General features: G+C 63.9%; 2 protein-coding genes. One reads left to right on the top strand and one right to left on the bottom strand.

The window, feature by feature from the left end; translation table 11 throughout:
- A partial coding sequence (locus AC1VTH_RS07960) for a Na+/H+ antiporter NhaC family protein (RefSeq protein WP_481335624.1) occupies positions 1 to 434 on the top strand: 434 nt, incomplete at its 5' end.
- Positions 435 to 787: 353 nt separating this feature from the next.
- Here the strand turns inward: AC1VTH_RS07960 and AC1VTH_RS07965 are convergent.
- Positions 788 to 1,900 (bottom strand): IS110 family RNA-guided transposase, encoded by a 1,113-nt coding sequence (locus tag AC1VTH_RS07965; protein ID WP_481335625.1) that lies wholly within the window; start codon positions 1,898 to 1,900, stop codon positions 788 to 790.
- Positions 1,901 to 2,239: the final 339 nt, after the last annotated feature.

Consider the following 2,239-nt stretch of genomic DNA (forward strand, 5'->3'; position numbering starts at 1 on the left):
GCCTGGGCGTAAGCCTCGCTATGCTGCCGTTCGCTATTTTCCTTGTTTCGGCATTCATCGGTTTTTCCATGGGCACCAGCTGGGGCACCATTGCTCTTATTCTACCTATCGTTGTTGGCGTGTTCGACCCCGCTGACCCGCTGTTCTTGGTTGCTGTTGGCGCAACTCTCGGCGGTGCGGTGTATGGCGACCATATCTCGCCGATTTCCGATACGACGATTCTTTCGTCCGCCGGTGCCGAGTGCAATCACATGGCGCACGTGTCAACGCAGATTCCGTATGCGTCCATCGTGTTCGTGTCGGGCGCTATTGGTTATGTTCTTGCGGGCATCATGGGCAGTCCCTGGATTCCGCTGGCACTCACCATTGTGTTGGCATGCGGCGGCTTCGTGATAATTGCCAAAGTCATGAACAAGAAAGACGCTGCGGCGTAAGGGTTCGATACAGAAAAGGCCGGGTTCGCCCGGCCTTTTTAATATGAGCAGGACATTGTCAATAGGCAATGAAGGGCCAAGGGCGATTTCTTTCGCCCTTGGCCCAATCTATCTCCTCCGCAATCCCCGTTGACAGCGCGTGTCGGATCGACGCCCGTCTGGCAGTTTAATATTCGCCCATCGCGCAGAATGCGCCGGTGCATCTCGTTGCTACGGCCGGCCCCTCCGTCTCGTCTGTCTTGCGACGTGCGTGGCGGCATCGCCGCCGCACGAAAAAAGTCCGCGGATGGGGGCCGACGCCCGTCGAGCCCGGGGATTCCGGGAAAGACCCGGGTATGTGCGCGGCGCGCCCGCTAGGCGCCTTCCGCCATTCGGCCCACGGCCCAGCACCAGCAGGCCAGCTCTCGCGCCACCGCCACGTTGGCCACGCTGCTCTGCTTGCCGGCCTCGTCGAGGGCGCGTCGCCTGTCGACGAGCCTCCTCACGCCCGCGTTGGCGTGCCTGCGCGTCGCCTCGTCGACTATTTGCCCCTTGGCCAGGTCCTTCGGCGACCTCGACGCGCCCCTGTAGTGCCATGCGGCCTCGACCAGCAGCTTCCTCAGGTGCTTGTTGCCGGCCTTGGTTATCCCGCCGCGGAATTGCGACTCGCCGCTGGAGTGCTCGGAGGGCACCAGGCCCACCCACGCCGCGAAGCCCGACGCCGTGGCGAACCTCGCGAAGCCGTCGGCCTCGCAGGCGACCGAGGCCGCGGTGACGGCGTCGATGCCCTTCAGGCATTTGAGCGCGTCGCACGTAGGCTTCCACCTGGGCTGCTGGGCCAGCAGCTTGACTTTCGCCTCGAGCGCGGCCTTGGCCGCGTCGGCCTCGCGCACGCGCTCGCAGTAGTGGTCCAGCGTCGCCATGGCGGCGGCGTCTTCGAGGTCGATCCGGCCCACCCACGCCCAGAAATCCCTGGTCCAGCGGCTGCGCCTCTGGCCGGCGGCGTTCTTCTCGTCATAGACGAGCCCGTGCCTGAGCAGGAACTTCGACAGCCTCTGCTTGGCGCGCACGGCGTCGTCGCGCGCGTCGGCCAGGGCCCGCGTCAGATCCCGCGCGCCCTCGCACTCGGGATCGGGCACGTGCACCTCGGTGACCACTCCCAGCGCCAGCTGCACGGCGAGGAACTGCGCGTCGCGCCTGTCGGTCTTGCGGCCCCGGTCGGCGGCGGGCTTGTGCATCTTGGACACGGCGCCGACGACGCAGTCGATGCCCATGGAGCCGAGCTCGCGGCAGAGGTGGAAGCCCGTCACGCCCGACTCGTAGACGCATTTGGCGGGCTGGGGCAGCGAGGCGACCCACGAGGCGATCTCGCCGGGCTCGTAGCCGAACGATTTCCTGGCCGTCTCGCCCGTCTCCGGGACGAATGCGCAGGCCTTAACCGACCTGGCGTGGACGTCGAGCCCTACGAAAGTGGTAGCATTGATCATCGGAAGCCCCTTCCATGAATGCGGCGTGGCCGCTGGCGGTTTGGACACCTCTATTGTCGGCCTAATCCGCGAATATGCATGCAGGAGGGGCTTCCAACTTTTTCTGTCCTGCTCATATCGTCTTGCTTCCCGGGACGGAAAAGAAGGCCCGCAGGGCGCGATTGTTCTTGGGCGTTGCGGCCGGCCGGCTTGCTCTCGCCCGCCTTTCCTGGAACCTGTTAAACGCTACGAGCATTTAACAGGTTTATGTTTCTTGTTGGGTGGTTTTTCGGGATACGTGAGTTGCGCTGTATCATATGAGCGTATTCATTCTGGCGTTATTGCGCCCATCTCATTACC

It is taken from the genome of Parolsenella sp. (assembly GCF_982402205.1).

What these genes read in the sequence shown, in the direction of transcription:
- AC1VTH_RS07965 (WP_481335625.1), bottom strand. Translation starts at nt 1,900, where the DNA reads ATGATCAATGCTACCACTTTCGTAGGGCTCGACGTCCACGCCAGGTCG.